The organism is Winslowiella arboricola (genome assembly GCF_025527015.1).
GTDB classification, from domain to species: domain Bacteria; phylum Pseudomonadota; class Gammaproteobacteria; order Enterobacterales; family Enterobacteriaceae; genus Erwinia; species Erwinia arboricola.
Genome location: NZ_JAODIM010000041.1, coordinates 421,006 through 443,596, shown reverse-complemented (window position 1 = coordinate 443,596; position 22,591 = coordinate 421,006). Strand labels below are relative to the sequence as shown.

21 protein-coding genes are annotated in these 22,591 nt (G+C 53.5%); 10 read left to right on the top strand and 11 right to left on the bottom strand.

What is annotated here, in order from left to right:
• Positions 1 to 46: 46 nt before the first annotated feature.
• Complete coding sequence (locus tag N5923_RS13830; protein ID WP_267141504.1) at positions 47 to 913, bottom strand: nucleoside-specific channel-forming protein Tsx; 867 nt, start codon at positions 911 to 913, stop codon at positions 47 to 49.
• Positions 914 to 1,298: 385 nt separating this feature from the next.
• On the opposite strand from N5923_RS13830, the gene N5923_RS13825 reads away from it, so the two are divergent.
• Positions 1,299 to 2,078 (top strand): ABC transporter substrate-binding protein, encoded by a 780-nt coding sequence (locus tag N5923_RS13825; protein ID WP_267141505.1) that lies wholly within the window; start codon positions 1,299 to 1,301, stop codon positions 2,076 to 2,078.
• A gap of 8 nt (positions 2,079 to 2,086) precedes the next feature.
• Here N5923_RS13825 and N5923_RS13820 read toward each other — a convergent pair whose 3' ends face one another.
• The 6 genes from N5923_RS13820 to N5923_RS13795 form a co-directional block, all read right to left on the bottom strand.
• Complete coding sequence (locus N5923_RS13820; protein WP_267141563.1) at positions 2,087 to 2,857, bottom strand: ABC transporter ATP-binding protein; 771 nt, start codon at positions 2,855 to 2,857, stop codon at positions 2,087 to 2,089.
• A 24-nt stretch (positions 2,858 to 2,881) separates the two neighbouring features.
• Positions 2,882 to 3,748 (bottom strand): ABC transporter ATP-binding protein, encoded by an 867-nt coding sequence (locus tag N5923_RS13815; RefSeq protein ID WP_267141506.1) that lies wholly within the window; start codon positions 3,746 to 3,748, stop codon positions 2,882 to 2,884.
• Positions 3,720 to 4,625, bottom strand: a complete 906-nt coding sequence (locus N5923_RS13810; RefSeq protein ID WP_267141507.1) for an ABC transporter permease — start codon at positions 4,623 to 4,625, stop codon at positions 3,720 to 3,722. The genes N5923_RS13815 and N5923_RS13810 overlap by 29 nt, the downstream gene beginning before the upstream one ends.
• Positions 4,622 to 5,659, bottom strand: coding sequence for an ABC transporter permease (locus tag N5923_RS13805; RefSeq protein ID WP_267141508.1), 1,038 nt, complete (start codon positions 5,657 to 5,659; stop codon positions 4,622 to 4,624). The genes N5923_RS13810 and N5923_RS13805 overlap by 4 nt, the downstream gene beginning before the upstream one ends.
• On the bottom strand, positions 5,656 to 7,284 hold the full coding sequence (locus N5923_RS13800; protein WP_267141509.1) for an ABC transporter substrate-binding protein: 1,629 nt from the start codon (positions 7,282 to 7,284) through the stop codon (positions 5,656 to 5,658). The genes N5923_RS13805 and N5923_RS13800 overlap by 4 nt, the downstream gene beginning before the upstream one ends.
• 142 nt (positions 7,285 to 7,426) lie before the next feature.
• A complete protein-coding gene (locus N5923_RS13795) occupies positions 7,427 to 8,581 on the bottom strand; it encodes a mandelate racemase family protein (RefSeq protein ID WP_267141510.1) in 1,155 nt (384 codons plus the stop codon).
• Positions 8,582 to 9,180: 599 nt separating this feature from the next.
• Here N5923_RS13795 and N5923_RS13790 point away from each other — a divergent pair.
• Positions 9,181 to 9,630 (top strand): SgcJ/EcaC family oxidoreductase, encoded by a 450-nt coding sequence (locus tag N5923_RS13790; RefSeq protein ID WP_267141511.1) that lies wholly within the window; start codon positions 9,181 to 9,183, stop codon positions 9,628 to 9,630.
• Positions 9,631 to 9,709: 79 nt separating this feature from the next.
• On the opposite strand, the gene N5923_RS13785 is transcribed toward N5923_RS13790, so the two are convergent.
• The 3 genes from N5923_RS13785 to N5923_RS13775 all read right to left on the bottom strand — a co-directional run bounded on the left by N5923_RS13785 (position 9,710) and on the right by N5923_RS13775 (position 12,182).
• Positions 9,710 to 10,168: a MarR family winged helix-turn-helix transcriptional regulator gene (locus N5923_RS13785; RefSeq protein ID WP_267141512.1), complete on the bottom strand. Its 459-nt coding sequence runs from the start codon at positions 10,166 to 10,168 to the stop codon at positions 9,710 to 9,712.
• Positions 10,169 to 10,255: 87 nt separating this feature from the next.
• The gene (gene yghU / locus N5923_RS13780) at positions 10,256 to 11,125 is read right to left on the bottom strand and encodes a glutathione-dependent disulfide-bond oxidoreductase (RefSeq protein WP_267141513.1); all 870 of its coding nucleotides are present in this window, start codon (positions 11,123 to 11,125) and stop codon (positions 10,256 to 10,258) included.
• Positions 11,126 to 11,234: 109 nt separating this feature from the next.
• A complete protein-coding gene (locus N5923_RS13775) occupies positions 11,235 to 12,182 on the bottom strand; it encodes a GGDEF domain-containing protein (RefSeq protein WP_267141514.1) in 948 nt (315 codons plus the stop codon).
• Between the two features lie 476 nt (positions 12,183 to 12,658).
• Here N5923_RS13775 and fhuE point away from each other — a divergent pair, with 476 nt between their 5' ends.
• The 4 genes from fhuE to N5923_RS13755 all read left to right on the top strand — a co-directional run bounded on the left by fhuE (position 12,659) and on the right by N5923_RS13755 (position 16,738).
• Positions 12,659 to 14,851 carry a ferric-rhodotorulic acid/ferric-coprogen receptor FhuE gene (fhuE, locus tag N5923_RS13770; RefSeq protein WP_267141515.1) on the top strand — a complete coding sequence of 731 codons (2,193 nt, stop codon included), beginning with the start codon at positions 12,659 to 12,661 and terminating at the stop codon, positions 14,849 to 14,851.
• Between the two features lie 325 nt (positions 14,852 to 15,176).
• Positions 15,177 to 15,509: a hypothetical protein gene (locus N5923_RS13765; RefSeq protein WP_267141516.1), complete on the top strand. Its 333-nt coding sequence runs from the start codon at positions 15,177 to 15,179 to the stop codon at positions 15,507 to 15,509.
• 109 nt (positions 15,510 to 15,618) lie between these two features.
• Complete coding sequence (locus N5923_RS13760) at positions 15,619 to 16,320, top strand: hypothetical protein (RefSeq protein WP_267141517.1); 702 nt, start codon at positions 15,619 to 15,621, stop codon at positions 16,318 to 16,320.
• On the top strand, positions 16,313 to 16,738 hold the full coding sequence (locus N5923_RS13755) for a hypothetical protein (RefSeq protein WP_267141518.1): 426 nt from the start codon (positions 16,313 to 16,315) through the stop codon (positions 16,736 to 16,738). Before N5923_RS13760 ends, N5923_RS13755 begins: the two co-directional genes overlap by 8 nt.
• A 21-nt stretch (positions 16,739 to 16,759) precedes the next feature.
• Here the strand turns inward: N5923_RS13755 and N5923_RS13750 are convergent, their stop codons facing one another.
• Positions 16,760 to 17,728 (bottom strand): LysR family transcriptional regulator, encoded by a 969-nt coding sequence (locus N5923_RS13750; RefSeq protein WP_267141519.1) that lies wholly within the window; start codon positions 17,726 to 17,728, stop codon positions 16,760 to 16,762.
• 258 nt (positions 17,729 to 17,986) lie between these two features.
• Between N5923_RS13750 and N5923_RS13745 the strand changes: the two genes are divergently transcribed.
• The 4 genes from N5923_RS13745 to N5923_RS13730 all read left to right on the top strand — a co-directional run bounded on the left by N5923_RS13745 (position 17,987) and on the right by N5923_RS13730 (position 22,572).
• Entirely contained in the window at positions 17,987 to 19,243 is a 1,257-nt protein-coding gene (locus tag N5923_RS13745; RefSeq protein ID WP_267141520.1) for an MFS transporter, read from the top strand.
• A gap of 14 nt (positions 19,244 to 19,257) precedes the next feature.
• Complete coding sequence (locus tag N5923_RS13740; protein ID WP_267141521.1) at positions 19,258 to 20,334, top strand: sugar phosphate isomerase/epimerase family protein; 1,077 nt, start codon at positions 19,258 to 19,260, stop codon at positions 20,332 to 20,334.
• Positions 20,327 to 21,478 carry a Gfo/Idh/MocA family protein gene (locus tag N5923_RS13735; RefSeq protein WP_267141522.1) on the top strand — a complete coding sequence of 384 codons (1,152 nt, stop codon included), beginning with the start codon at positions 20,327 to 20,329 and terminating at the stop codon, positions 21,476 to 21,478. Before N5923_RS13740 ends, N5923_RS13735 begins: the two co-directional genes overlap by 8 nt.
• A gap of 113 nt (positions 21,479 to 21,591) precedes the next feature.
• Positions 21,592 to 22,572 (top strand): LacI family DNA-binding transcriptional regulator, encoded by a 981-nt coding sequence (locus N5923_RS13730; RefSeq protein ID WP_267141523.1) that lies wholly within the window; start codon positions 21,592 to 21,594, stop codon positions 22,570 to 22,572.
• Positions 22,573 to 22,591: the final 19 nt, after the last annotated feature.

Below are 22,591 nucleotides of genomic sequence, written 5' to 3'. Positions count from 1 at the left end.
CGGCCTGTGTACGGGAGCCGTTATCGGCTCCCGTATGGCGGCAGAATCAGAAGTTATAACCTGCCACCAGGTAGTAGCCCCAGCCGGTCGATTTCACTTCAAATGGTCCGTTACCAAAGTTCAGCTCGGTGCCATCTTCCCACTGTCCGCCGTTATGGAAGTAGCGCGCCACAACGGAGTAGTGCCAGTGATCGTAGCCCAGAGACAGAATATGACTGGATGCGATGGAGTCGTTGCTACGTGATGCGCCTGCTTTATCACGCAGCTCGGAACCGAAGTCGAAGTTGGTGAAACTAACATAGCTCAGATTACCGCCCCACAGCTGGGTGATCGGCAGGAAATATTTGATTTTAAAACGGTAGCCGTCCCAGCTATCTTCATTGGCGGCGCCGTAGTTTTCCCACTGGTATTTTGCATAGATATTCGCGGACAGCGCCAGTTTGGTGCCGGTCTCAATATCAGTGCCCAGGCCCATATACCAGGTGTTCTGGCGGTTGTCGCTGTTACGGCCCATATCGTAGATATAGTTGTTAGCGAAATACCACTCTTTAAACGGACCAAAACTCAGATCGGTATTGGTCAGCTTATCAATCGAGAAGCGTGGCTCGATTTCCATAAACAGCGGTGAGCCCTTGTCCCAGATGCCGGTCTGGTTGCTGTTGCCACCAAAGAATTTCGGCACATCAAGGTAACCGTAAAAGTCGAACCAGTCTTTATGGGCAAAGGCTTCATATTCAAGATAGGTGTTGTTATTCAGCTGTGGTCCGAAGCGGGTATGGTAGCTGCCCACCACGTTAACGCTCTGATGCCACCAGTCGGAGACATACTCCGGGCTGTTGCTCTCTGCCATTGAAGAGACACTGTATGACATCGTCATCAGTGCGCCTGCCGCCATCAACATTTTTATTTTCATTTCATTACCACATGCTTAATGACCATTCGGTTTTGCAACATTGATGGTCTTGTTATGTCGCCCCTGCATGGCAGGAGGGTGATTTCTGTCGTCACAAAACAGATCCAACGCCTGAACGAGTGCCCGCGCATCGTGCCTGCAACAGAGGAATAGAAAATAGATATTGCTCACATTTGTCAAAGTTTGTTTCATTATGATTCAGGTGTTTTGTGATCATTATCACAAAAATATCGCATTTAAGCGCAATCGTTTGGCTGCTTAAAAATACGGCAGCGGCAGAAGGGGCATTTTTGCTGATTGAGCGCTGCACAAAAATAAGCAACTATGTTATTAATTTGAATAAATAATCGTTTGCTGTTTGGCTTATTTTCCGGGGATAGAGTTTATGAAGAAAATCGCGCTCACTGTTTTGCTGGCGCTGAGCACCGTCAGCCTCGCTGCTTCCGCTGAAACGCAACTGCGTTTTGGTGTCGATCCGACTTTTCCGCCGTTTGAGTCGAAAGCTGCCGACGGATCGTTGCAGGGTTTTGATATCGATATGGGCAACGCGATTTGTCAGCAGTTACAGGTGAAATGCGTCTGGGTGCAGACCGGCTATGACGGCATTATTCCGGCGTTAAAAGCGCGCAAATTTGACGCCATTCTGTCGGCAATGTCGATGACGGATAAACGCCGTGAGCAGGTGGCGTTTAGCGACCGGCTGTATATCACGCCAAGCGCGCTGATTACCCGCAAAAACAGCGGATTAAGCCCGGATATTGCCACCCTGCAAGGCAAGGTGATCGGTGTGGCGCAGGGCACCACGCAGGAATCCTATGCCCAGAGTTTGTGGGCGCCAAAAGGCATTCAGGTGGTTTCCTATCCAAATCAGGAAGAGATCTATCCTGACCTGGCCTCAGGTCGCGTCGATGCCACTTTTACTAACGCGGCGTCAGCGGCTACCGGCTTCCTGAAATCGCCACAGGGGCAGGATTTCGCCATCAGTGGCAAGGCGCTCTATGATGATAAATGGTTTGGTGAAGGCGTTGGTATCGGCCTGCGTAAAGACGATGAGCAGCACCGCCAGATGATCAACAGCGCGCTGGCGGAACTGCACAAAAACGGCACTTACGATAAGCTGGCGAAGAAATACTTCAGCTTTGATATTTATCGTAAGCCTGAGTAAACATTGCGCTACCCGGCTGCCCGTGCCGCCATTTCACGACTGTAGTGGCGGCTGGCTTCCAGCAACATGCGGGTATATTCGACGTCAGCGCCGCCGCTAAGCAAGGTGTCGGTATCCAGGGTCTCCAGAATCTGCCCGAACTGCATTACCGCCACACGATGGCAAAGGTGGGCGATCACGCCGAGATCATGGGTCACCATCAGATAGGTCAATCCCTCCTCTTTTTGCAGGTCGCTCAGCAGGTTGAGGATTTCCGCCTGCACCGAGACATCCAGCGCCGAGGTCGGCTCATCCAGCAGCAGTACCTGCGGTTGCAGAATTAACGCGCGTGCAATCGCCACGCGCTGGCGCTGGCCGCCGGAGAGCTGGTGCGGATAGCGGGTGCGAAACGCGCGATTAAGCCCGACCTTTTCCAGCATGCTGTTCACCCGCTGGTCGCGCTGGCCGATACCGTGGATTTGCAGCGGCTCTTCCAGAATATCGGCAATGGTATGCCGTGGATGCAGTGAACCATAAGGATCCTGAAACACCATCTGCACCAGACGGCAACGGTCGTGGCCGATGCTGTGTTCCAGCGGCAGGCCGTTTATTGCCAGCTCTCCCTGCCAGTGGGTAAACAGCCCGGCGAGGCACTTCAGCACCGTGGTTTTGCCGGATCCGGATTCACCGACCAGACCAAAAATTTCGCCCTGCTGCACGGCAAAGTTAACGTCAAACAGCACCTGGCTGGCATTTTTCCCGCTATTAAACGTCAGATTAAGCTGGCGGACATCGATCATCGTTGAAGTTTGCACAGGAGATCCTTAATCGGTTAGCCAGCTGGACTGACGCTGGAGGACGGGAAGGCGCGGGCGACGATGTTGCATATCCGGCAGCGCGCTCAGCAACCCCTGGGTGTAAGGATGTTGGGCGTTATCGAGATCGGCGGCGGCAATCGACTCCACCACCCGCCCGGCGTACATCACCAGTACCCGGTCGCAGAAGCTGCGCACCAGATTGATATCGTGACTGATAAAAATCAGCCCGAGACCGCGTGACTGCACCAGATCATCCAGCAGCGCCAGCACCTGTAGCCGCACCGAAACATCCAGCGCGGAAGTGGGTTCGTCGGCGATCACCAGTTCAGGATCGGTAATCAGCATCATCGCGATCATAATGCGCTGCCCCTGACCGCCGGAGATCTCATGGGGATAGAGGTTGTAGACCCGCTCCGGCTGGCGGATACGCACCACATCCAGCATTTCGATCACCTTGCGTTTGGCATCGGCGCGCGAGCAGGGATGATGCGATCGCCAGGCTTCGGCGATCTGATCGCCTACGCAGATCACCGGATTGAGCGAATACTTCGGATCCTGCATGATCATCGAAATGCGTTTGCCGCGGATCTGGCGCATCCGGGCGGCGGAAGCATGCAGCAGATCGATCTCACCGAACTGCATACGCTCGGCGCGGATGCGGGCTTTCGCCGGATGCAGCTGCAACAGCGCGCGTCCGACGGTGGATTTACCGGATCCAGATTCGCCGACAATCGCCAGTTTCTCTTTACCGAGCTGAAAGGAGACGCCGCGCACCGCCGGGGTTTCCAGCCGTCCGTTGATAAAGCTGACGTGCAGGTCGCGCACGTCGAGTAACGCCGGGGCGTTATTCATTACGGGGATCGAGGATGTCACGCAGGCCATCTCCTAAGAAGTTAAATGCCAGACTGTTGATCAGAATCGCCAGCCCCGGAATGGTGACTACCCACCAGCACTCCATCATGTAGGTGCGACCGCTGGAGATCATTGCGCCCCATTCCGGGTCCGGTGGCTGTGCGCCGAGTCCAAGAAAACCCAGACCGGCGGCGGTCAGAATGATGCCTGCCATATTCATGGTGATGCGGATAATCACCGACGGCATGCACAGCGGCACAATATGTCGCCACAGCACCCGCAGTGACGACGCGCCCTGCAACCGTACCGCCGAGATAAAGTCCGCCTGACGCAACGACAGGGTTTCCGCCCGCGCCAGACGCGCAATTGGCGGCCAGGCGGTAAGCGTGATGGCAATCACTACATGCTCAAGGCCGGGGCCGAGCGCGGCGACAAACGCCAGCGCCAGCACCAGGCTGGGGAAGGAGATAAAAATATCGGTGATCCGCATCAGCAGCATATCCACCTTGCCGCCAAAGTAACCGGCGGTGACGCCCAGCAGCAGCCCGAGCGGGCCAACGGTGACGGAAACCAGCAGCACGATATACAGCGTGATGCGCGCGCCATACACCAGACGACTGAAGATATCGCGGCCAAACTCATCGGTGCCAAACCAGTACACCGCATTCGGCGGCGTCAGCGCGTTATTCAGATCCTGCACCAGCGGGTGGAAAGGGGCGATCCAGGGCGCAAATAGCGCAACAATCATCAGTATCAGTACAATGCTGCCGCCAATCGCGGTCAGCGGATTGCGCGCCATGCGCAGCAGAAAATGACCAACCCGGCCAGCACGACGACCGAGGCTGGCCAGCCGCTCACGGCCGCTGCTGGTGGTGGGAGAATCGAGGGAGATAGTCATGCTTTAGTCCTCGGGTCGAAGACCTGATACAGCAGGTCAGAGAGCAGATTCAGCATCACAAAGATGACGCCGACTACCAGTACGCAGCCCATTACCGCATTCATATCGCCCAGCAGCAGGCTGCCGGTCAGATAGGAGCCGAAGCCCGGCCAGGAGAAGACGGTTTCGATTAACACCGCCCCTTCCAGCAGCGAGCCATAGGCCAGCGCCACCACCGTCAGCAGCTGCACGAGGATATTGCGGAAGGCGTGCTGCCAGATCACCTGCCACTCGGTCAGTCCCTTCACCCGCGCGGTGATAATAAATTCCTGCGACAGCTGGGCCAGCATAAAACTGCGCGTCATACGGCTGATATATGCCATCGAGTGAAAGCCCAGTAGCGAAGCGGGCAGAATCAGATGGTTGAGCGCACTACGGAATACCGCCCAGTTGCCCTCCAGCAGTGAATCCACCAGCAGCAGACCGGTATGGCGCACCACCTGACCGTCGAGACTCAGCTCGACGCGACCGGCGCCGCCAACCCAGCCGAGCAGAGCGTAAAACAGCAGCAGACCCATCATCCCCACCCAGAAAATCGGCGTGGAGTAACCGGCGAGGCTGATAATACGTACCACGTAGTCGGCCACGCTGTTGCGGCGTGCAGCAGCCAGTACGCCTAACGGAATGCCCAGCCCGGTGCCGATAATAATCGCCAGCGTCGCCAGTTCGAGGGTGGCGGGAAAGACGCGCAGAATATCGTCGACCACCGGTTTGCCGGTCAGCAGCGCATTGCCTAAATCGCCATGCAGCAGGGTGCTGAGATAGATGCCAAACTGCGCCCACAGTGGCTTATCAAAGCCCAGCTGCTGGTAAACCTGTTGATAGGTGCTGTGGTCGGCGTCCGGGCCAACGATCGCCAGTACCGGATCGATCGGCATGACGCGGCCAATAAAAAAGGTTAACAGCAGCAGACCAAACAGGGTGATGGCGACCTGCATCGCGCGGCGGCCTGCCCGACGGACAGGGCTGTCCGCTAACAACCATTGTGTTGTCATGGTGCGTTCCCCTCAGTGACTGACGCGGATTTAGACACATCACGCAAGAAGGTGGTGGCGGAAGGGTGCGGCTGATAGTGCTGAACGTTATTACGCACCACCACCGAATCCACCATTTGTGACAGCGGGATTAGCGCCGGGATCAGCTGGTCGTAGCGCTGCTGAATGGCGTAATAGTCCTGCTGCTGTTTGCCCGGGTCGCGCTCCAGCAGCGCCTGATCGATCTCGCTGTTGAGCTGCGGATCAAAGAAACTGGTGCGCCAGCCCTGGAAGTTGGTCAGACGCGCGGCATCGCTGTTGTTCGGGTTGTAGACCAGCGAACGCAGGCTGGAGTGCGGATGCGGTTCCACGCCACTGCCGCCACGCCCCACCAGCATATCGAAGCGCCGCTCACGCATTGCGCCGTAAATCTGGTTGCCGGTGCCGGTAATGATTTTGGCGCGGATCCCACCCTGCAACAGCGTTGACTGCACGGCAATCGCGATATTGAGGAACGGCTGATCGGCCAGCACCCGCAGGGTGGTATCAAAGCCATCGGGATAACCGGCTTCCGCCAGTAACGTTTTGGCGCGCGGAATATCCAGCTTATAGCCGGGGTTCGGCAGGGTGGCAGGCATGCCGGACTGAATCGGCCGCTGATGCAGAATGCCATATCCCGGCATTAGCGCCTTATTAATTCCCTGATAATCAATCAGGTAGCGTACCGCTTCGCGTACTTTGGCATTGGCGAAATGCGCCTCCTTCATGCTCATCGCCACATAATAGATGGTGCCTTTTTTCACTGCATCGATGGTCAGGTTTGGGTCATGGCGTAGCGCGTTGATATCGGAAACCGCCATGCTGCTGGCAATGTCCAGATCGCCTTTTTCAATCATCAGGCGCAGGGTTTGCGACTCCTGGAAATGGCGGAATACCACGCGGCTGAGTTTTGCCGGGCCGCGCCAGTAGTCGGGGTTACGACTGATCCGCAGCACATCTTTCGCCTGCCAGGTATCGAGGCGAAACGCCCCGGAACCCGCTTCATTGGTGGTCAGCCAGTGATTGCCCCAGTCGCCGTTACGCGCATGGGACTGCACGGTTTTGCTGTCGAGCACTGAACCGCTGCCAAGCGCCGCCAGTGAATAGATCACCAGCTTCGGATCGTTGGCTTTCGGCAGCGCAATTTCCACTGTCCAGCGGTCAGGGGCGCGCACCATCTGGTCGACATTCTGTCTGGTGAAGCCGTAAGACTTCCACACTGAAGCCTGCGCCAGATTGAGATGCAGAATCCGGCGCATCGACCAGACCACATCGTCAGCGGTCAGCGGATTGCCGGAGTGGAAGGTGACCCCCTTACGTAATTGAAAGGTCAGCAGGTTATCGTCGCTATTCACCTGCCAGCTGGTGGCCAGCGCCGGACGCACATTGGTCAGCTGATCGGGATCCAGTTCGACCAGTGAGTCATACAGATTCACCACAATGCCGACCACTTCATTGCCGGTCATCGCTGCCGGATCAAGCGTCAGCAGGTTATTCATATTCATGCCGACGATCAGCTGGTCAGGTGGAGTTTTCGCCTGCGCCATACCGCCGCCAAATATCAGCAGCAGGCACAGGCAAGCCCCTCGTAGGGTGCCAGTGTTCATATTTTTACCTTCCGGGTAGAGTCAGAGGTTTATTTCCCCTTCGTACTTGACGTTGCAGCTGTGGACGGGCGGCGATAACGCCGCCCCTACAAACCCTGCGATTTCAGGTGGTTTGGGGAATTATTATTTTTCTGCCCGTAGATCAGTCGCGGCTGACAGTATGGGTCTCTATATAGTCAAAATTAATGTCCTCCCCCAGGCCGGGGCGGTTCGACAGCTGGACGAATCCCTGTTCATCCATCGGATCAACAAGGCTGTTGAGATAAGCAGGTGGCTGGTCGTAATCAAGGAACGGATGCAGCAGGCCGCGTTCGTACCAGCGACAGTTACGAATGGCGCCAACCACCGCCAGGCTGGCCGCGCCGTTGCCATGCACTTCGCAGTCCATGCCGAACGCTTCCGCCAGGCTGGCGACTTTCATACAGGGGGAGATGCCTCCCACGCCGTTGGCGCCAGCGCGCAGAATGTCGCAGGCGCCAGCTTTTACCCAGTCGGCGCGGCTGTGGTGTTTGCCGCCAAGACTTTCCGGGCCAATCACGTCAATCGACAGGTTTTCCGCCAGCCAGGCATAGGAGGCCATACTCTCCTCTTCCATCGGCTCTTCAAACCAGGCGAAGTTAAGTTTTTCCAGTGCCTTACCAATAGTCAGCGCCTGGCTGCGGCTGTACCAGTGATAGCCATCAAGCATCAGTTCAATATCCGGCCCTACCGCTTCGCGCACGGCGGCGCAGGCTTTGATATCCATTTTAGGGTCCGGTGCAAAGGCCACCGGCGGCATCCAGGTATGCAGTTTGATCGCCTGATAACCGCGCGCTACCAGTTTTTCGGCAAACTGGCCGAATTCGTCCGGCGTCGACAGTCCGCCTGGCAGCTCATCACCACACATGGTGCTGCCATAGGCCGGAACCTTCTCGCGAAAACCGCCGAGCAGTTTATGCACCGGCATCTTTAGTTTGCGGCCAATCAGATCCCACAGCGCCTGTTCGACAAAGGAGAGCGCGCGTTCGGTCAGTTGATGGGCGCTGCCACGCTGCCAGTGCACCAGATCCTGCCATAAACGTTCACGGTCAAAGGGGTTCTGGCCAATCAGCACTTTTCTGAAGAAGGCGTTAACGACATGCGGGCGCACCACTTCTGGTGGTGCAAAAGCGTAACCACAATCACCTTCATCAGTGGTGATGGTCAGCATCGCCATCGCCGCCAGGCTCTCTTCACCGGGATGGGAATGGCCAGCACTGTCGGCGGCGCGGCGTGTAGGGTAATTAAAGATGGTGACATCAACGGAGCGTATTTTCACAATAATTCCTGCCGTCAGAGGGTGGGTTAGAGATATCGTTGCCGGGGCAATGGCAAAGTTTGCAGGTGAATCGCCCCCGGATTTGGTTAAACTATCCGGCGCGTGTAAATTATAAAACGCCGTTTCATTTATACACTGTATCGTTAACTTTCTGTTATCGCCCTGGTGAAAGCGGAGTAAATTCGGGTCATTTTTCAGGCAAATGCACAGGGTAACGTGAGCATAATCACCATAATGTTGTGAAATGTGATCTGCGTCGGCTGTTGGTGGTGGAGGGCTGCACTGATGATATTGCTACTACCCACTGCGATACCTGGTAGAATTAGCGATCAATGTATTTAAAGAAAATATGTTTATAGCAATGCAATTATCAACGTCATCGGTTACTGAATTTAAAAGCAGGCATTTAATTATCACGATAATTATTTATACGCATAATATGTGCCTATAAAAATCAGTCAGATATAATTTATTAAGTGGGGGTGAAAGATTTTTTTGTATTCTTTTATTCTAAAATTATAAGTATGGGTAAATTTAATTGCGCAAATCAATTGGCGAATATTTAATACACTTGCTTTAATTAATCAAGGAAGTGTTTAATGAAAAACCATATTGCTCTTTTTCTTCTGAGCGCATCACTGTCCGCATCAGCCTTAGCGAATGATGTTAAATGTGAGAAAGCCGACAAGCAGCAAATCGAAGGATTGTTTGACCGCTGGAATGAGTCGCTGAAGTCCGGCGACCCGCAGAAAGTATCGGAAAACTATCTGTCTGACGCGGTGTTGCTGCCAACGGTATCGAACACTGTGCGTCTGACCGATGCAGAGCGTAAAGAATACTTCGGGCATTTTTTAGAAAAAAAACCAGTGGGAAAAATTGATAGTCGTACTATTCGTATTGGCTGTAATAAAGCCATCGATGCCGGGACTTATACATTTAGCTTTAAAGATAATACAACTGTATCAGCCCGTTATACCTTTACTTATGCGTGGAATGGTGAAAAGTGGTTGATTTCCACCCATCACTCTTCCGCAATGCCTGAGTCTTAATTTCTGTTGTACCAGCACCGGGAAAAAAGCGAAGGGCCGGTTAATATTGACCGGCCCTTTGTCATTTTTATCACGCGGCTTAACCGTTAAGGTTATCGCGCAATATTTCCAGCTGCTGCTTTAGCCCCTGCAAGGCTCCGGCATCGCAGGCCGCGGCGCAACTGACGGATTCAGGAATTGAGACTGCTTTCTGACGCAGCTGACGACCCTGCTCACTTAATGTCACGATAACCTGACGTTCATCCTGACGCGAACGCTGGCGATGCAGCAGACCGGCGGCTTCAAGGCGTTTCAGTAACGGGGTCAGAGTGGCGGAATCAAGAAACAGGCGCTCGCCAATTTCGGAAACCGTAACGTCATCCTTTTCCCACAGCACCATCATTACGAGGTATTGCGGATAGGTCAGATCCAGCTCTGCCAGCAGTTGCCGGTAGAGTTTATGCAGCGCCAGATTGGCGGAGTAAAGGGCGAAACAGAGCTGTTCATCAAGCAACAGCGGCAGATCAGCCACTTTTGAATTATTTTGCGTGTTTGTCATTATTCAAAATATAGGTAGGGCGCTACATAATTGCAAGCGAATTTCCTGCTACCGAAGCCAGGCGGGGGCCTGACTCCGGTAAAACATTTACTGCTGGCGCTTATCTTCCGTACGCAGCTCGAAATCAGAGGCATCATGACGCTCATGCAGCTGTTCGGCGGGTTCTCCCCAGGTACGGTTGACGATACGCCCACGCTGTACCGCCGGACGTTTAGCGATCTCCTGCGCCCAGCGTTGCAGGTGTGTGTACGAGCTGGCGTCAAGGAATTCGGCCGCGTCGCCATACAAACCACCCAGCATCAGATTGCCATACCACGGCCAGATGGCGATATCCGCAATCGAGTAGTCATTACCGGCGATATAGCGATGTTCCGCCAGCTGGCGATCCAGTACATCAAGCTGACGTTTGGCTTCCATGGTAAAGCGGTTAATCGCATATTCGAACTTTTCGGGCGCATAACTGTAGAAATGCCCAAAACCGCCGCCGAGATAAGGCGCTGAACCCTGCAACCAGAACAGCCAGTTCAGTGCTTCGGTGCGCGCCGCCGCCTCTTTAGGCAGGAAATGACCAAACTTCTCCGCCAGATGCAGCAGGATCGCGCCAGATTCAAATACGCGTACCGGTGTGGTGCCAGACTTATCGAGCAGCGCCGGGATTTTAGAGTTGGGGTTGACCGCGACAAAACCACTGGAGAACTGGTCACCTTCGCCGATGCGGATCAGGTGCGCATCATACTCTGCGCCGCTGACATTCAGCGCCAGCAGCTCTTCCAGCAGAATGGTAACTTTCTGACCATTAGGTGTGCCGAGCGAATAGAGCTGCAGTGGGTGCTCACCTTCCGGCAGCGTGGCTTCATGGGTCGGACCGGCAATCGGGCGATTGATTTTGGACCAGTTGCCGCCGTCCTGTTGATTCCATGTCCAGACTTTCGGTGGCTGATAGTGTTTTTCCGACATAGTAATGGTCTGCCTTTGCTAAGAATAAGAGATAGCGGAGGGTCAATTTTCGTCTCTGAGTGTAGCACTCTGGCAGGGGGAGATTTAACCGGATGAGGGGTGCTGCGGATCAGATTCCCAGCGCCACGCCATTTTTACCGGCGTGTTTAATTGAATACATCGCCTGATCCGCGCGCAGGGCGGCACTGTCAAAATTATCGCTGACCAGCACCTGGTCAATACCAATCGAAGCGCCAATTTGCCCGAGGCCGTTAGCCAGTTCAAACGGGGCGATCGCCGCTTGCAGGCAGTTTTGCGCAATCACGCGGATCTGCGGATGGTTTAGTGCAAACGGCAACAGCAGAATAAACTCATCACCGCCCAGTCGGCCTGTCACCACCCCGGCCGGACACTGCTGTTGCAGGCGCTGGCTAAGCTGGATAAGCACTTCGTCGCCACTGCGGTGTCCCAGGGTATCGTTAACGTGTTTAAAGTTATCGAGGTCGATAAAGGCCACGCAGAGATCGCCCTGGTTTTTCAGTCGCTGAAACTGCTGCTGTAATGCATGGCGATTTGCCAGTCCGGTAAGTGGATCGTGATGCGCGAGGTCCGCCAGCTGCTGTTCGTAATCTTTTTCTTTAGTCATATCGATATGGGTGCCGGTGACTTTTATCGGCCTGCCGGCGGCGTCCCATTCGCTGACGCGTCCGCGATCCAGCACCCAGGTTATAGTGCCATTCTTCGCCTGCATGCGGTGCAGGGCTTCATAGAAGGGCGTTTTTCCCTGCAGATGACCATAAAACGCCGCCAGCACAAACGCTTTATCATCCGGGTGCAGATGTTCACGCCAGACGTCAAAATGCGCACTGAGCTCTTTTGGCTGATAGCCAAGCATTGAGCCCCAGCGGCGATTAAAAATCACCAGTTTGCCGCTCGGCACATCCAGCTGCCACAGGCACAGGCCGGTGCCGTCCAGCGCCGCACTGAGCTTATTACGCGCGTCATGGGCGATGCGCTTTAAGCGGGCATTATGTTTTTTCAGAGTCTGAATTTGCTGCTCGGGTGATTGTGCTGACATAGCCTTGCGCGCTGTGCGGTGAGTATTGATTATTGCCAGGAGCTGGCAGAGTGTTTCCTAAAATATATTAATACCATCAGGTGATGATTATATTTTTCCATTAATTAACTATTTTAATTTAATTGCTGGTACTAAGCGGTAATCACTGCAATTTGCTCTGCGTTAAGCCAAATGGCTGGAGAACTGCGTTCCAGCTGCTGACAATAAAAATCCTGCAAAGTTCATTAACATTCTTTTACACCAGCAATCAAAATGATTATACTTCTCATTCGCCTTATGATTACGGAATAGTTCGCAGTGGTTCCGCTCTGGCGCAAGCTCACAGGGAAAGCGTTCAATGCCAGAAAGACTGCCATGGCAGCAACGTATTGCTGGCACAGGGAAAATATGCCCGAATGATCGGCATTTTTGCTTTCTGAGAAAATGCGGATGCATTCAGTTAACTGAAAAATAATAATATTTCTTGAGGGTGAATAATGTTTTTTGCTTCACGCCAGAACCGGGAAAATCGCCTTAGCGATGCGCCATCTCTTTCTCTGCTTGCCGTGGTGATCGCCGCCGCCCTGCAGGTTCCTTATGCATCAGCTGCTGAAACCACGAAAAAAGAAGAAACTCTGGTGGTTGATGCGACAACTGAGAGCGCCAGTACACCGCAAGCCACCGATTACAATGTGCCAGTGACCCGTGCAGCGACTAAAATGGCCCTGACCGCGCGTGATACGCCACAGTCAGTCAGCGTGATCAGCAAGCAGCGTATGCAGGATCAACAGCTACAGTCACTGGATGAAGTGCTGAGAAATACCACCGGCATCTCAGAATTTAACTCCGGCACCAGCCGCAGCAACTTCTACTCCCGCGGTTTTACCATTGATAACTATATGGTCGATGGTATTTCAACCACCTTTGAAGATCGCTGGAACCTGGGTGATGCCCTATCTGATACTGCTATCTATGAGCGAATTGAAGTGGTGCGCGGCGCGACCGGTTTAATGACCGGTGCGGGTAACCCGGCAGCGTCGGTGAATATGGTGCGCAAGCATGCTGACAGTAAAGAGTTTGTCGGCAATGTTTCCGCCAGTTATGGCAGCTGGGATAAACAACGTTATGTTGCCGATCTCTCTGCGCCGCTAAGCGAGTCTGGTAATGTGCGTGGACGTGTGGTTGCGGGCTATCAGGATCAGGACAGCTGGCTGGACCGTAACAGCACCACTAAAAAATTCCTCTACGGCGTGTTGGATGCCGATCTGACCGATTCGACTACCGTATCGGTTGGCTATGATTATCAGCAAACCAATACCAAAGGCGCCACCTGGAACGGCCTGCCAGGCTTTTACACCGATGGCAGCAAAACCAATTATGATCGTAGCACCAGCACGGCGCCCGACTGGGCTTATAACGATAAAACCTCGAAAAAAGTGTTTGCCAGTCTGAAGCAGGATTTTGCTAACGGCTGGAATCTGACCGTTAACGGTGCCCATACCGAAGTCGATTTCGATGGCAGAATGTTATATATCGATGGTTACTTCGATAAAACCACCGGCATTGGCGTCAGCCCTTATGCCAACTATCCTGTGGTCGGCGGCACTGGCTGGAACAGCGGCACCCGTAAGGTCGATGCGGTTGATGCCTTTGCCAGCGGTCCCTATGAACTGTTGGGACGTCAGCATGAGTTAATGGCGGGCATCACTTATAGTCGTCAGCACAACCGTTATATGAGTTCGTGGGCGAATATCTCGCCGGAAGAGTTGGGTAATTTCAATAACTACAACGGTAATTTCCCTGAGACCGACTGGAATGAGCAGACCTTAGCGCAGGATGACACGGTACATCAGAAGTCAGCCTATACCGCTACACGTATTTCTCTGGCCGATCCGCTGCATCTGTTAATTGGCGCCCGCTACACCAAGTGGAGCAGCAGCACTATGACGCAGGAGATGGCGCAGAATCATATCACGCCATACGCCGGACTGATTTATGATATCAATGATACCTGGTCCACTTATGCCAGTTACACGTCGATCTTTAAGCCACAGTCATATCGCGACACCAGCGGCAGCTACCTTTCGCCGGTCACCGGCAACAATTATGAAACCGGTGTAAAAGCAGACTGGCTGAACAGCCGTATCACCACGTCCTTCGCGGTGTTCCGTATCGAGCAGGATAATGTGGCGCAAAGCGCTGGCAGCATTATCCCTGGCTCGACTGAAACCGCCTATTATGGCGCGAAAGGAACTGTCAGCAAGGGCGTTGAGTTTGAAATCAATGGTGCGGTAACTGACAACCTGCAAATGACCTTCGGCGCAACCCGCTATGTTGCGAAAGATGCAGAAGGCGAAGCGGTGAATTCAAATCTGCCGCGTACCTCTCTGAAGCTGTTTACCAGCTATCGTCTGCCGATGCTGCAGGATCTGACCGTCGGTGGTGGCGTTAACTGGCAGACTCATGTCTGGGACAATGTTGCAGGACCGAATGGCGAAGGCACTTTCTATGCCGAGCAGGGCAGCTATGCGCTGGTAGATCTGTTTGGTCGCTATCAGGTGACCAGGCAGCTGTCAGTACAGGCTAATCTGAATAACCTGTTCGACAAAACCTACAACATGGATGTCAGCGGCACCACGGTTTATGGTGCACCGCGTAACGTTTCGGTCTCCGCGAACTACAGCTTCTGATTTGCTGTCCGGCATGCCTCAGCAATGGGGCATGCCGCCTCGGTTTATTTCTCTTTGGTTAACTGCTGCATCACCCGCTGATGCTGGCATCAGGAAATAGCACCATCACACTGGCTATCTTGTTGCCTTATATTCGTTTTTGGCTCCCGTAAACATGCATATAAATCCTGGCGTCCCCTTTAATATATGGGGCCAGGAAATCTTCGTTGGGCAATATATTTCAGCGCCGAAGCATGTTTGATTGGCTTGTGCGGCGGTTAACATAGTGGCCTGCCTTTATCGCTCCAGCTATCATGGCCTATCTCTTAAGTAGCGGATAATGCAGATGAATAATACAGTGACTGAAGAAGTTCTGCGAAATAATGGGTTCAGCGACAAAAATATTGCTCGTCTGAACAGCGTCTTATCCAGAACACATGAAGATACTGAATCATATTCGTCTCTGGTTGCTGATTTGAGCAAACGTTTTTGGGGGGGGGGCGCGGGTATTCTGATGATGGTTGCGGCAGGTATCTACCTGATGTTTTTCGAGCCTGAGACGGGTGCAATTGAAGTACTGGCCATTGCGTTCGGTATCGCCGTATTTTGGATTATCACGCCAGTGCCGCTAGCCTGGAAATGCTGGCGGTTTACCTCACGCCAGCGCGTGTCTAACTAAATTTTTACTGATACCGCATAAAAATTAATGTTTCAGGTCCGGTTGTGTAAAATGCAAACATCGAAAGATGATTATTTCATACTAAGGTGAACAGGGAAGGAGGCTCAGGATGAGCAAGCGAAGCGACATTTTAGATGGTCGGCAAAGCCACCTGAAATACGGCCTGATCTATACGGAAGTTTTGGGTTGGATTGACCTTGGGCACGCGCAAGGTACTGACATTCGAAAATTGCTGCGCCTGATTGAAATGGGCGAGTCTTCAGGTCAGGACCGGTACGACATTACCTACTCTCAATCCATGGTCGACCCATCACGATTCGTCAAAATGGGCAAATTCATTACCTGGCGAATTAAGCGCGGCCGGACTCACTGCGAACGCCAGAGCATTGCGCTAGCTATGATGATGTCATTGGCACGAAAATTTGAAGGCTTGCAGGCATCATTCCCAATAAATTTCGCCACCGATAGTGGATTTAGTGGAGAGGATCTGGTTTCCAATCTCCTCGGCTTTTACCGCGTAGTATCAATACAAAACCCATTCGAAATGCTGCGGCCGGTCAGCAAGGAAGAAGTACTAAAACGATGGGATTATTATGGCAAGATTGGCTCCTGGAAGAATGAGACGTTCTCGCCGTTACTATTCCCGGACCCTGAAAAATTTCCTCGTTCGATGCCACGTAGGGGAGTACTGCCGAATTTTATGCAAACAGTCAGACCATGGACTGATTTTCACTCAGATATAGTTGGTGTCGCCTCAGCTGATGGTTCATATATGGACAGAGCAAAAGGAGGGTCGCTCCCTTATGCGTAAATCAATCAAAGTGGTTATTGTCGTAGTAGTTATGGCGGTTGCTGCACTTGCATATACCTGGCCATATATTGAGATGGAGTTTGCTGGTAACGCACATTACACCGAGCAAGATAGTAGAGAGTACAACTTCTACACTCCCGATATATTGAAGAAAATGCCTCGCATCTCTGATCGGTATGACTTTGATTTCGCCAATGTGACAGGCCCCGCTACGCATGTCTATGCCATTAAATTTTATGATAGCGAAGACACTGGCAAAATTGATGCCTGGTTAACTTTAGCTGGATACCAAAGACAGAGTGAATGCGATGAAGAATTGGTGTGCTGGAGAGGCGCTGATCCGCAAGAAACGGTTTATGTTGGCAGGCTCAAAGGCGAAAAAACAGTGATCGTCCAGGTGGTGTATGACTTCACTTAATGTGCAGCGAAAGCCGCACCATCAGTCCTTAGCCCCCTTGGTTAACTGCTGCATCACCCGCTGATGCTCGCCGGGCGCGAGTCGCTGAAAGGCTGGCAGCATCGATGATGCGACTTCACTTAATGCCTCGATTAACGCCAGCAACCGCGGATTGGGCGCACTGCCCAGCGGCGTCACCACGCCGAAATAATAGGGAATATCGACGTCCAGCTCGCGGATCACCACATCTTTGACCGGCAGACCATAAGCGGTAACCGGTTCGAGGATCGCCACGCCCAGTCCGGCGCGTACGCAGGCAAGAATATTGGCTGAAGAGTTGGTTTCCACCACGGTTGTCGGCCGCACTTTCTGCTTCGCCAGCGCTTTGTCAAAGCGACGACGCAGACGCCACGGGTTATGCGGCGCCACCAGCGAGCAGCTGGCCAGATCGTCAAAACTGATGGTGTTTTTCGCCGCTAAGGCATCGGATTCATGCAGCGCCAGCACGCAGCGCGACTGGCCGATCCAGTGCAGATTCACCGCATGATGCTCCAGCGGCAGGCTGCTGATGGCAATATCGGCTTCACCGGTAATTACCGCGTGCGCCGTTTGCTCAGCGGAGTCACTGATAATCTGCACCATCGAACTGAGTGACAGCTTTGCCAGCGCCGCTGGCAGCAAACCTGATGACATCGCCGGGGTGGCCGCGATAATCAGCGGTTTTTCTCCTGCCTGACCAATCTCCTGCGCGCGCAGACGAATCTGCTGCAGAGACAGCAGGGCTTTTTCCACATACTGATGCAGTTTAAGCGCCTGCTCGGTGGGATGAATTCGCGGACCGTTACGCACAAACAGCGCATAACCCAGCGATGCTTCGAGATCCTGAATCAGACGCGTGACGGCAGGCTGCGAACGGTTGAGCACTCTGGCTGCGGCAGTGACGCTTCCGGCTGAGATGACCGTCGAGAAGGCTTCCAGCTGGCGCAAATCCAGATCGTTTAACGATGTCATGCAGTTTACTCTCTCCCTTATTCGCCGCTAACTGGTTAACCGACGATAGTAAATTGCAATTTGTGATTAGGCTAATGATTAATGAACCCCATCAGCGGCTTCGCTAGCGATGCTGGCGCTGAATGGGGCCAATGTCCGGCGCAACGATTAATGTGACTACTCTCTCATTTTGTTAACACGCGCCAGACAAGCGTAAAAGTAATCGATTACATTCTGTCTCAGGCATAATTGTAATCGATTACTTTTAGCGAGGCCATCATGGTTTCTTCAGTGGACAGCAACAGTGCAGTGAACGCCCAACGCGGTGTGATGGTAGTACCAAGACTGGCGTTGATGATGTTTTTAGAGTTCTTTATCTGGGGTTCCTGGTCGGTCACGCTGGGTCTGGTGATGACGCAGCACAATCTTTCCCATCTGATCGGCGACGCCTTTTCCGCCGGACCGATCGCCACCATTCTGTCGCCTTTTGTCCTCGGCATGGTGGTCGACCGCTTCTTTGCTTCGCAAAAGGTGGTGGCGGCGCTGCATCTGCTCGGCGGCATTATTCTGTGGTTTGTGCCGCAGGCGTTAATCGATGAAAACGGCACTCAGCTTATCGCGCTGCTGTTTGCTTATACCCTGTGCTTTATGCCAACGCTGGCGCTGACCAATAATATTGCTTTCCACAGCCTCGCCAACAGCGACCGCAGTTTCCCGGTAGTGCGTGTCTTCGGCACCATTGGCTGGATTGTCGCCGGGGTGTGTATCGGTATGCTCGGACTCTCCGCCAGTGTCTCGATTTTCCATGTCGCGGCGGGTTGCTCGGTGTTACTGGCGATTTACAGCCTGACGTTGCCGCATACGCCAGCGCCGGCGAAAGGGCAAAAACTGGCGCTGCGCGATCTGTTCTGCGCCGATGCCTTCGCTCTGTTAAAACAGCGCCATTTTCTGATCTTTATGATCTGCGCGATGCTGATCTCGATTCCTCTCGGCACTTATTACGCTTATACCGCCTCCTTCCTGGCGGATGTCGGCGTGCAGAACGTCAGTACCGTTATGTCCTTCGGTCAGATGTCTGAAATCCTGTTTATGTTAATTATCCCGCTGCTGTTCAGAAGGCTGGGGGTGAAATATATGCTGCTGGCCGGGATGGTGGCGTGGTTTGTGCGCTATGCGATGTTCGCCATCGGCATTAACGAGGAGTATCGCTGGCTGCTGTACGCCGGAATTATTATTCACGGCATCTGTTATGACTTCTTCTTTGTGATTGGCTTTATCTATACCGACCGCGTGGCGGGGGAAAAAATTAAGGGCCAGGCGCAAAGCCTGATCCTGATGTTTACCTACGGTATTGGCATGTTTTTTGGCTCGCAAATTTCGGGCGCATTGTACAACTCACTGTTCGCCCCCGGCGCTGCATCTTCGCTGCAAAGCTGGGCCACGTTCTGGTGGATCCCGGCGATCGCTGCCGCCATTATCGCGGTGATCTTTATGCTGTCGTTTAAATACCGCGATCCGACCGGGGCCAGAACGTAATTGTTGGAGGTAGTATGAAAACGTTAAAAGGTCCGGGCATTTTCCTGTCGCAATTTATCAGCGATCAGGCGCCGTTTAATACGCTGGATAGTCTGGCCGCATGGGCGGCCGGATTAGGCTTTAAAGCCGTGCAAATCCCCTGTAATCATCCCCATATTTTCGATCTGCAACGTGCCGCGACCAGCCAGACCTACTGTGATGAAGTCAGCGGCGTGCTGGCGTCACAGGGCCTGGTCATCAGCGAGCTGTCGACGCATCTGGAAGGTCAGTTAGTGGCGGTCCATCCCGCCTATGACGCAGCGTTTAACGATTTTGCGCCGCCGCAGTACCGTGCCGATCCGCAGGCGCGCCAGCAGTGGGCGATTAATGCGTTAAAGCTGGCGGCATCGGCTTCTGCACGGCTGGGATTAACCGCGCATGCCACCTTTTCCGGCGCGCTGGCATGGCCCTATTTCTATCCGTGGCCGCCGCGCAAAGAGAATCTGCTTAATGAAGCCTTTGCTGAGCTGGCGCACTTATGGCGTCCGATTCTCGACTGCTTTGAGCAGCAGGGCGTTGATCTCTGTTTCGAGCTGCATCCTGGTGAGGATCTGCATGATGGCGTCACTTTTGAGCGCTTTCTGGCGCTGGTCGATAACCATCCGCGCTGCAATATTCTCTACGACCCCAGCCATATGCATCTGCAACAGATGGATTACCTCGGCTTTATCGATATTTACCATCAGCGTATCAAAGCCTTCCACGTCAAAGACGCGGAGTTTAATCCAACCGCCAGAAGCGGCGTGTATGGCGGCTATCAGCCGTGGATTGAACGCGCGGGCCGTTTCCGCTCGCCAGGTGACGGACAAATCGATTTTAAAGCTATTTTCAGCAAGCTGGCGCAGTATGATTTCGCCGGCTGGGCGGTGCTGGAGTGGGAGTGCTGCCTGAAAGATGGCGAATGCGGCGCGCGTGAAGGCGCTGAATTTATCCGGCAACAGATTATCCCGGTTGCCGCTCGCGCGTTTGACGACTTTGCCGTCACTTCCGATGACCGCGCGCAGATGCGTGCTGTGCTGGGCTTAGCGCCAGAGGAGCAAAGCCGTGATTAATGTGGGCATTATCGGTTCGGGATTTATTGGCCCGGCGCATATTGAAGCCATGCGTCGGCTGGGGTTTGTCAATGTGGTGGCGCTGGCGGATCACGCCATTGAATCCGCGCAGCTAAAAGCGCAGCAGCTGCATATTCCCCATGCTTACGGCAGCATTGAGCAGCTGCTGGCGCATCCGGGGTTGCAGGTGGTGCATAACTGCACGCCGAATGCGCTGCATGCCGCCATCAATGAGAAAATTATTCGCGCCGGGAAACATGTGTTCTCGGAGAAACCGTTATGTATGACCAGCGATGAGGCGCGCCATCTGCTGGCACTGGCGCAACAGTATGGCGTGGTGCATGGCGTCAGCTTTGTCTATCGCCAGTTCGCCATGGTGCAGCAGGCGGCCAGTATGATACGGCAGAACGAAATTGGCCGACTGTTTGCCGTGCATGGGGGCTATTTCCAGGACTGGATGCTACTGGATACCGATTACAACTGGCGGATTGAACCTGAAGTTGGTGGTGAATCGCGCGCAGTGGCCGATATCGGCTCGCACTGGTGCGATACACTGCAGTTTGTTACCGGGCGCAAGATCGTTGCGGTGATGGCCGATTTCTCGATCGTGCATCCGCAGCGTAAAGCGGCGAAAAATGGCGCGACCACCTTTGGTGCTGACCACGCGCAGCAGGAGTATGATCTGAAGCCGGTGGTGACCGAAGACTTTGCCTCGGTGCTGCTGAAATTTGATGATGGCAGTCGCGGCGCCTTTAATGTGTCGCAGGTCAGTGCCGGGCGTAAAAACCGGCTGCTGTTTGAAATTAACGGCAGCGAAAAGTCGCTGTGCTGGGATCAGGAAGTGCCGCAAAATCTGTGGGTAGGCGCGCGTAACCAGGCTAATCAGTTATTAACTGACGATCCTGCGCAGCTGAATGCCGATGTACAAGGCTCGGTGCATTTTCCTGGTGGTCATATTGAAGGCTGGCCCGATGCGTTTAAAAATATGCTGCTGAAGTTTTATCAGTATATTGCGGCGGAAAAACAGCCGGGCGTCGATGCGGCGGAATTTGCCACTTTCGATGATGGCGCGCAGATTATGTTTATTATCGATGCCATTGTGCAAAGCCATCGCCAGCAGCGCTGGATTGAAGTGAGCCAGTAATTGATGCACGCTTAATATCGCCCGCCGTTTACTGGAATAAGCGGCGGGTTTAGCGCCGGATGAACTGTGTTATTCTGTCGCAATCAGTGGATTAGCGTGAGATAGCCTCGAGTATGTCGATTCAAAAAATTGCCCGCCTGGCCGGTGTCTCGGTGGCAACGGTATCCCGGGTACTGAATAATATTGATACCGTTAAAGCCGGTAATCGCCAGCGCGTGCTCGATGCTATTAAAGCCAGTAACTACCAGCCTAATCTGCTGGCCCGTCAGTTACGTACCGCGCGTAGCGGTATGCTGCTGGTGATGGTGTCAAATATCTCCAACCCGTTCTGTGCCGATGTGGTGCAGGGTATTGAAGCGGAAGCCGAGAAAAATGGTTACCGTATTCTGCTGTGCAATTCCGGTTCCGATATTGTGCGTTCGCAATCCAGCCTGCAACTGCTGTCAGGCAAGATGGTCGACGGCGTGATTTCGATGGATGCGCTGTCGACCCTGCCTGAGCTGCAAAATCTGATTGGCGATGCGCCCTGGGTACAGTGCGCCGAATATGATGACGCCTCGGCGGTATCCACCGTGGGGATTAATGATATTGAAGCCTCACGCTTTATTATTGATTATCTGCTTCAGCAGGGCCGCCAGCGTATTGCGATGATTAACCACGATCTGAGCTATAAATATGCCAATCTGCGCGAAAAGGGTTATCGCGAACGGCTGGCCGAGCGCGGCAATGATTATTGCCAAATCCGTTATGCCGCTAAGCTGAATTATGACAGCGGTAAAAGCGAAACGGAGCATCTGTTACGCAGTGCAGAGTGGCCTGACGCTATTTTTGCTGTATCGGATACGCTGGCTGCGGGGGCGTTATCCGCCATTGCCGCGGCCGGATTAAAGGTGCCGGAAGATATTGCGGTGGTAGGTTTCGACGGTACTGAACTGGGCTTTATTACCACGCCGCAATTAACCACTATTGAGCAGCCGACCACCGAGATCGGTAAGCAGGCGGTGACGCTGTTGCTGCGTAAAATCAATGATCCGGGCAGTAAGCCGGAGCAATCAATTCTCGACTGGCGCTTTATTCAGCGCGCTTCAGCCTGAAGCCGCTGGCTGGCAGACG